Here is a 1,004-nt window from a genome sequence, read left to right as displayed (position 1 = left end):
GCCCCGACGCGGCCGGATTGGCCCCGGTGGTCGGGGTTTCCGACGCGGCCGGAGCGGCCGGGTCGGCCCAGGTCGCCTGAGCGGCCCGCGACACGGCTCGAAGCGCGGCCCGGCCGGGGCCCGGCAGCGACGGCACCCGACCGCGCACCCACCGCCACGCCAACTGGGCGGTCGACGGGAACGGCGTGCCGTCCAACCGCGCGACGGTCCGCAGCACCGCCCGCTCCATCTCCCCGTCCGCCGGCGGGTCGAGCTGCCGCAGCCAGGCGCGCTGACCGTACCGGTTGGCCCACACGCAGACCGCGTCCCGCAGGTCGTGCAGCTGCACACCACGCTGGTGCGTGCCCGACCACAGGTCCGGCAACGATCGGCCCAGCTCCGCGTGCCACATCAACGGCGGCATGTCGTCCAGCACCACCGCCATCCCGACGTGGTTGACCGGGCTGTTCGTGGTGAACTGGATCGCCCGGTCCGGCACGCTACGACCCCGGAACACCCACACGTCACCGGTGCGGGTCAACTCGACGGCCTCATCCAGGCTGATGCTCATGAGGGTCTAGCCTAGGCCGATGCGGCAACGAATGCGGTGGTGGAAGGTCCTCGGGCTCGCCGGCCTCGCCGGGGTCGCGGCGTCCGGTGTGGTCATAGCGCGGGCCGAACGGCGCCGGCGCGCGTACACGCCGGAGGAGATCCGGCAGCGGCTGCTGGAACGTCACGCCCAGGCCAGTGAGGCAGCCAAACCCGCAGACCCCGCCTGACGACCCGGGCCCGGTCGAACCTCCCCGGTCTACCCGGCGCGGTCCCACGCCGGTCCCACCCGACTTGTCCGGCCGGCCCAGGTGATCGGCGGACAATCCCGCCGGCCTTCATGATCGTGCTCGATCCTGGATGTAGTGGCCTCGCCCGCGTGGTGAGGCCCCTGTTTCCTGGATCGAGCGCGATCATCCGGTGGCGGTCGGGCCGCGTGGAGGTGATCGACTCGGGTTCGGTGATGTCGGGGTGTC

2 protein-coding genes are annotated in these 1,004 nt (G+C 72.8%); one reads left to right on the top strand and one right to left on the bottom strand.

Annotated elements, in window-relative coordinates:
* Positions 1 to 550 (bottom strand): hypothetical protein (locus ABZU46_RS31830; protein ID WP_354863389.1); only part of this gene is annotated, 550 nt, incomplete at its 3' end.
* 19 nt (positions 551 to 569) lie between these two features.
* Here ABZU46_RS31830 and ABZU46_RS31825 point away from each other — a divergent pair.
* On the top strand, positions 570 to 758 hold the full coding sequence (locus ABZU46_RS31825; RefSeq protein WP_354863390.1) for a hypothetical protein: 189 nt from the start codon (positions 570 to 572) through the stop codon (positions 756 to 758).
* Positions 759 to 1,004 lie beyond the last annotated feature (246 nt).

The sequence above is a fragment of the Micromonospora sp. NPDC005197 genome (assembly GCF_040608295.1).
GTDB lineage: Bacteria > Actinomycetota > Actinomycetes > Mycobacteriales > Micromonosporaceae > Micromonospora.
This window is presented reverse-complemented; position numbering and strand designations above follow the sequence as displayed.

What these genes read in the sequence shown, in the direction of transcription:
- ABZU46_RS31825 (WP_354863390.1), top strand. Translation starts at nt 570, where the DNA reads ATGCGGCAACGAATGCGGTGGTGGAAGGTCCTCGGGCTCGCCGGCCTC.